5 protein-coding genes and 3 pseudogenes are annotated in these 6,072 nt (G+C 67.5%); 3 read left to right on the forward strand and 5 right to left on the reverse strand.

Going from position 1 to position 6,072, the window contains the following annotated elements:
- Positions 1 to 586: 586 nt before the first annotated feature.
- The 5 genes and pseudogenes from WA944_RS02855 to WA944_RS02875 all read right to left on the reverse strand — a co-directional run bounded on the left by WA944_RS02855 (position 587) and on the right by WA944_RS02875 (position 3,440).
- Positions 587 to 1,066, reverse strand: coding sequence for a CAP domain-containing protein (locus WA944_RS02855; protein WP_526374140.1), 480 nt, complete (start codon positions 1,064 to 1,066; stop codon positions 587 to 589).
- A gap of 62 nt (positions 1,067 to 1,128) precedes the next feature.
- Positions 1,129 to 2,023 (reverse strand): annotated as a pseudogene (locus tag WA944_RS02860) (SDR family NAD(P)-dependent oxidoreductase).
- A 43-nt stretch (positions 2,024 to 2,066) separates the two neighbouring features.
- Entirely contained in the window at positions 2,067 to 2,390 is a 324-nt protein-coding gene (locus WA944_RS02865) for a hypothetical protein (RefSeq protein WP_526374141.1), read from the reverse strand.
- An 86-nt stretch (positions 2,391 to 2,476) separates the two neighbouring features.
- Positions 2,477 to 2,683 (reverse strand): annotated as a pseudogene (locus WA944_RS02870) (maleylpyruvate isomerase N-terminal domain-containing protein); the annotation flags it as partial.
- A 37-nt stretch (positions 2,684 to 2,720) separates the two neighbouring features.
- Positions 2,721 to 3,440 (reverse strand): DUF899 domain-containing protein, encoded by a 720-nt coding sequence (locus tag WA944_RS02875; RefSeq protein WP_526608515.1) that lies wholly within the window; start codon positions 3,438 to 3,440, stop codon positions 2,721 to 2,723.
- Between the two features lie 86 nt (positions 3,441 to 3,526).
- On the opposite strand from WA944_RS02875, the gene WA944_RS02880 reads away from it, so the two are divergent.
- The 3 genes and pseudogenes from WA944_RS02880 to WA944_RS02890 all read left to right on the forward strand — a co-directional run bounded on the left by WA944_RS02880 (position 3,527) and on the right by WA944_RS02890 (position 6,072).
- Positions 3,527 to 3,859 (forward strand): ArsR/SmtB family transcription factor, encoded by a 333-nt coding sequence (locus WA944_RS02880; RefSeq protein ID WP_526374138.1) that lies wholly within the window; start codon positions 3,527 to 3,529, stop codon positions 3,857 to 3,859.
- 32 nt (positions 3,860 to 3,891) lie between these two features.
- A pseudogene (locus tag WA944_RS02885) lies at positions 3,892 to 4,298 on the forward strand (SRPBCC family protein).
- A gap of 31 nt (positions 4,299 to 4,329) precedes the next feature.
- Entirely contained in the window at positions 4,330 to 6,072 is a 1,743-nt protein-coding gene (locus WA944_RS02890) for an HNH endonuclease signature motif containing protein (protein WP_526608517.1), read from the forward strand.

Below are 6,072 nucleotides of genomic sequence, written 5' to 3' on the forward strand. Positions count from 1 at the left end.
GCACCACCGGCGGCGGTGCCAGAGGCGGCACCACGGGCGGGACCGGCGGCGGTGCCAGAGGAGGCACGATCGGCGGAACGACCGGGGGTGGCGCCAACGGCGGCACAATCGGGGGCGGTGCCAGCGGTCCCGGCAAAGCCATTGGAATACCGGACATTTCAGAGAGCGGCGCGCAGGCCACCGCCCCGGCCGCGGGGACTTCACCCGCCGATGTCTGGAGGCACTCGTACCCACCGGCTTGCGCCACGCCAGGGCTCAACGCCAAGGCGACGCCGCACAGGCCGGCACCGACGGCAGTCACTCTGATGCTGAGTCGATCAAAGACCACCATCATCTACCAACTCCTTCATTCACTCTCCAAGGATCTTTCGTTCCCCTCGGAACGACGTCGTCAATTTATCCCCACGCGCGCCAGGGGCGGAACACGCCGCACCACGCCGTTTCCGAATGGTGATGTTGGGCATGGGTTGACATCTGTTCGTGTCGGAAACCCATTGCAAAAGAGATGATTTCGGTACTGATGCGTGTCCGTTTCTCAGCCGGACCGCTACCTGCTCCGCGTGGAACGACCTGGGCGGTCTGGATCCTACGGACCTGCGAAGTCACCGACAGCGGTCATCGTGCGGCCGTCGGAGGCAGTGGCAAACCCGCCTGCGGTGAACCCGCAGTTCAGGATGATCGCCCGGTGTCCAGGACTTTGCATCCAGAAGTTGAGCGCACCGTCCGCAGTAGCAGCGGACCCGGTGGCCCAGTACACGATCTCACCGGTGGAGCCCAGAGCGCCGTAGCCCGCGTCCGCCATGCGCGCCCGGGGTGACGAACCGTCCGAGCCGGTATGGCTGTACGCCTTGTTCTGCAACATGTCGTTGGCGTGCCGCTGAGCCGCCGCGGTCAGCCGCGCATCCTCGCCGATCGCCCCGCATGCCTGACGAAGCTGATTGACGCCGACGTATATCCCGGCGGCCCGGCCGTCGGCCTGCGCGGTGAAATCTCCCGCGGAGGCGTCGAGCGCCGTGGTCAGGACAGCGCACATTGCCAGACTGCCGACGACCTTGGCTTTCACCATCATGTTGCCTCTTGCCGTGCCTGCAGTTACCAATGGTGTAGTCGTGACGCTACGGGAAACTGTTACACGAAAGACATCAAATCGTGTCGGCTGGTCTGTCCCGGGCCGGAACCTTCGACCACGCCCTGCGCGGCTTGCGCACGCTGTTCATAGCCTTGACGCTTCGTGTTGTCGAACTCGAGGAACACGTTGTCCAGGCCGAGCTTGCTGTTCATCCAGCGACGTCCGCGCGGCCCCAGCATCTGGGCGGCCTGCGCGGTGAACGCAGGAACGGCGGCACCGAGACGTGGGTCTTCGGCTTGTCGAGGGTCTTGACGATGGCGGCCGCGATGTCCTCGGGCTCGACGGGTTTGGTGCCCGGCGTCTCTCTGGTACCGGAAATCAGCTCGGTGTTCATGAACGGCGGCATCACCACCGACACGTGCACACCGTGTGGCGCCATCTCATCAGCCAGCGCCGCGGACAGCCCGACCACGCCGAACTTGGCGCCGACGTAGACGACCTGGCCCGGAACCGGGATCACCCCTGACAGCGAGGCGATGTTGATGATGTGGCCGCGCCCGCGGGAGACCATGCCGGGCAGCACCAACTGGCACCCGGCGATGACGCCGTAGAGGTTGACCTCGATCGAAGAGCGGATCTACCCTTCGGACTGCTCCAGGAAGGGGCCGATCGGCATCACGCCGGCGTTGTTGATCAGCACGTCGATGTGGCCGCCGCCGTCGGTGCGGGCTTTGTCCAGGAACGTCGCGAACGACTCCCGGTCCGTCACGTCGAGCGGGTAGCCCGAGACCGACCCGAGCTTGGTCAGCTGGGCGACCGCGGACTCCTGAGTGCCACGTCACGGTCACCGATGACGACACGAGCACCCCGCTTGAGCAGCGCTGTCGCGGTCGCATATCCGATGCCCCGGGCGGCGCCGGTGATGGCGATGGTCTTGCCGCGGATGTTGTCCATGCGGCCAAACTTTACACATGTCAAGTTTTCCGCGGAAGTCCCCTCACTCGACTAAGTCGGCGGTAGCTGGGCCGAACAGGCACAGGTGGTCGAGTACCGGCGTCGGGTCGCTCGACCAGTTCATCGCGGCAAGCTGAGCGCGACTACGACGTCCTGTCCGCCATCGGAGCGCTTCGAACAGCGTGGTCTGCAGTCGCATCTCGGTTCCGTCGACGGGGCCGCTGCGGTACTCACCGTCTTCGACGACGATCCGTAGCGGCAATGGCGGATGCAACAGCGTGAGCAGGCGGTCGGCGGTCCAGCGCACCGACTCGGCAGCCCGGGCACCCGTCTCCCGATCGCGCTGCGGATGTCGTGTTCGTGGCATGCGATATCACCGAGGGGCGGTTCCAGCCCCGCGGTCTCGGCCAGCTCTCGGAGTCGAGATGTGGCGTCGGACCAGGTTCCGAGGATCTCGGCCTCGTCGCAGCTTCGGAAACGGGCGACGTGCTCGGCCGTCTCCTCGTCGGTCGGCGCGCCGGACAGTCGCCCGGCCGCCCAATCCTGGGCGACCGCGGTCATGTGCGAGACCACGTCGCGCACCGACCAACCGGGGCACGCCGGAACCTGGCGCTGCCAGATGGCGGGCGGCGCGTCGGCCAGCAGGCCGGCGATCCGCATCCGGGTGTCCTGGTAGAGATCGGCGACATCTCGGACGTCACGAGGCGGCACAGTGACCACACTCCCGGGTCTCGCCGTAGGTGTCGTGCCAGCTCCACCACTCGTAGGGTGCGGACTGCGGGTAACCCGACGGCGAGTCCTCCCAGCTCTCCTGTCGTCCCAGCGCGGTCATGTCGAGGAAGTCCCACGTGTTGACGAATGTCTCGTCGCCGCGGTTGTTGATGAAGTACGTGCGGAACACCCGGTCCTCGCCGTCGGCCTGCCAGCGGATGAATGCGTTGGTGCCGTGCCACTGGTCGACGCCGAAGTCGACGTCGAAAGCGCTGTCTTCATCGGGAAGCATTGTGTACCAGGGGATGTCCCAGCCCATCCGGGCCTTGATCCGCGCCAGGTCCTGCTGGGCTCCGCGGGAGGCGTAAACGAGGGTGGTGTCCCGGGCGTTGAGGTGGGCGAGGTTGCCGATGTGGTCGGCCGTCAAAGAGCAACCGACACAACCGTGTTCGGGCCACCCATCCACGGCGGGGTCCATGAAAGCGCGGTACACGATCAGTTGGCGACGTCCGTCGAAAAGGTCGAGCAGGCTCACATGCCCGCCGGGACCGTCGAAGCGATAGTCCTTGTCGACCGGCGTCCAGGGCATCCGGCGGCGCTTGGCGGCCAGCGCATCGCGAGCCCGCGTGAAGGCCTTCTCGCTGGTCAGCATGTCCGCGAGCGCGGATTCCCACTTCTCCCGGGAAATGATTTCGGGTGTCTCCATGGATTCTCCCTCGGCCCTAACATTAAACGTATTGGTTGAATGTTTCGAACTCCAGCAGACCACGGCGAGCGGTTATAGTCAACAGAATGGTTGAAGATCAACTGTTGGACCGTGCGTATGCCGCACTTGCCGATCCCACCCGCCGGTGGCTGCTGGAGACTCTCCGCGAGGGTGATGCGCGCATCACCGATCTGGCCGCGCCGCTGCCGATGACGTTTGCGGGGGTGTCGCGTCACGTCGGTGTGCTCGAGTCCGCCGGCCTCGTCCGGCGCGAAGTGCGCGGCCGCGAGCACTGGTTGTCTGCGCGGCCGGATGGTCTCAAATCCGCGCAGCAATGGATCGACGAGCAGACGGACTTCTGGTCCGCCCGCGCGGACGCACTGTCGGAGCGGCTGCGCAAGAAGGGGCGTGGCCGGTGACCAGCCCGCCCGTGGTCCGGGTGCAGCGTGTGATGCCCGCAAGGCCCGAGGAGGAGAGGTCTTCGACGAATGGCTGGACCCCGAGGCGTTGGCAGACTGCATGTGTCCGCGGCCGGTGAGGTGTGTCGCGATCACCGTCGAACCGCATGTCGGGGGCCGCGTCCGGTTCGACGTCGACGACTCGGGTTCGCTGGTGCTGATCATCACCGGCCAGTTCCTCGACATCGATCGGCCGCGCCTGTTGCGCGTCACCTGGAGTCACTCGGGGTGGACGGATCCGACGGTGAGCATCGTCAACGTCGCGTTCGAACCCTTCGGCGAGGATCAGACGCTGATGTCGATCGAGCACTCGCTGCTGCCCCCGGAGGCGATCGAGGATCACGACCTCGGGTGGACGGCCACCGCCGATCAGCTGATGGCTCTGCTGCCGCGCGGCTGAGCTGTCACTGCCCGGCGGTAGAATAGAACACATGTTCGATGGTTCGTTGGCGGGGCCGGATCAGCTCGCCGGTCTCGGTGATGGCGCGCTGGCCCAGGCCGCGGCAGGCTGGGCGCGCGCTTCGGCGGCGGCCGAGGCCCGCAAGCTGGCCGTGATCGCCGAGATCGAACGCCGCGCCCGGGTCGCCCAGCAGCATCCGAACTGGGTCGTCGATGATCTCGATGCCGCCGCGGCCGGGCTGTCGTGTGCCCTGACGATCAGCCACGGCCGGGCGTTGGGCCAGATCGGGCTGGCGGTCACGCTGCGCGACCGGCTACCCAAAGTCGGGGCCCGGTTCCTGGCCGGGCAGATCAGCGCGGCGATGATCGCCACCATCTCCTGGCGCACCTACCTGGTGTGCGACCCGGGAGCGCTGGCCCGCATCGACACCGAGATCGCCGAGCACGCCCCGGCCTGGGGCCGGCTGTCGCAGTACAAGCTGGAAAAGGCCATCGACTTCTGGGTCGAACGCCACGACCCTGATGCGGTGCGCCGGGTCCGCAACGGGGTCCGCGGCCGCGACTTCGTCATCGGCGACCGCGACGACGCCACCGGCACCACCAGCGTGCACGGACGGCTCACCAGCACCGACGCCGCGCTACTCGAACAGCGCCTGAGCGCCATGATCGCCACCGTCTGTGACGACGATCCCCGCACCCTGGCCCAACGCCGCGCCGATGCCCTCGGCGCGATCGCCGCCCACGCCACCACGCTGGCCTGCCGCTGCGACAACCCCGGATGCGCCGCCACAACCGACGACGGCCGCGCCAGCAACTTCGTCGTCCACGTCTTCACCGACACAGACACCCTCAACGACACCCTGGACCCGAAACTGCACGGGCCCGGCGGCGACCCCCCACCCACACCCACGCCGAAGCCGGCCGAATCGCCAGCGGCCAAGCCCGCCGAATCGCCCGCGCCCGAGCCTGCCGAGCCGACTGCGCCACCCGAGCCGACAGTCGCGAAGCCCGCCGCCGAGTCGAAGCCCCAGTCGACACCGCCCACGTCGGCTCGACCAGCGCCGCGACGCCGCACCGCCGCGCTGATCCCCGGCGCCAAAGCCGCGATCGTGCCCCCGGCACTGCTGGCCGACCTGATCCACCACGGCGCCAAAATCCGGTTCGTCACCACCCCCGACCCCTGCGGCGAAGACCGCTACCGGCCCTCGACCGCACTGGCCGACTTCATCCGCACCCGAGACCTGACCTGCCGCTTCCCCGGCTGCGACCGCCCCGCCACCCACGCCGACATCGACCACACCCAACCCTGGCCCACCGGACCCACCCACCCCACCAACTGCAAGTGCTACTGCCGGCTACACCACCTGATCAAAACCTTCTGGACCGGCTGGCACGACACCCAACACCCCGACGGCACCCTGACCATCACCACCCCGTCAGGCCTGACCTACACCACCAAACCCTTCACCGCACTGCTGTTCCCCCACTGGAACACCACCACCCCACCACCTTCCGACCAACCAGCCCCCGACCGACCAGCACCACCCCCACCGACCCGACCCGGCCGGCACCTCAAGATGCCCACCCGCCGCCGCACCCGCACCCAAACCCGCGCCGCCCGCATCACCGCCGAACGAAAACTCAACGCCACCGAACGCGCGCTGGAAAGCGCACCGACCGCACCGACCCCACCACCGGGCCACCACTACCCCGACTACCAATTCCACCCCACCGACCACACCCCCGACTACGGCGACGACCCACCACCCTTCTGA

This window comes from Mycobacterium sp. (assembly GCF_049683355.1).
Classification (GTDB): Bacteria; Actinomycetota; Actinomycetes; order Mycobacteriales; family Mycobacteriaceae; genus Mycobacterium.

What these genes read in the sequence shown, in the direction of transcription:
- WA944_RS02855 (WP_526374140.1), bottom strand. Translation starts at nt 1,066, where the DNA reads ATGGTGAAAGCCAAGGTCGTCGGCAGTCTGGCAATGTGCGCTGTCCTG.
- WA944_RS02865 (WP_526374141.1), bottom strand. Translation starts at nt 2,390, where the DNA reads ATGCCACGAACACGACATCCGCAGCGCGATCGGGAGACGGGTGCCCGG.
- WA944_RS02875 (WP_526608515.1), bottom strand. Translation starts at nt 3,440, where the DNA reads ATGGAGACACCCGAAATCATTTCCCGGGAGAAGTGGGAATCCGCGCTC.
- WA944_RS02880 (WP_526374138.1), top strand. Translation starts at nt 3,527, where the DNA reads ATGGTTGAAGATCAACTGTTGGACCGTGCGTATGCCGCACTTGCCGAT.
- WA944_RS02890 (WP_526608517.1), top strand. Translation starts at nt 4,330, where the DNA reads ATGTTCGATGGTTCGTTGGCGGGGCCGGATCAGCTCGCCGGTCTCGGT.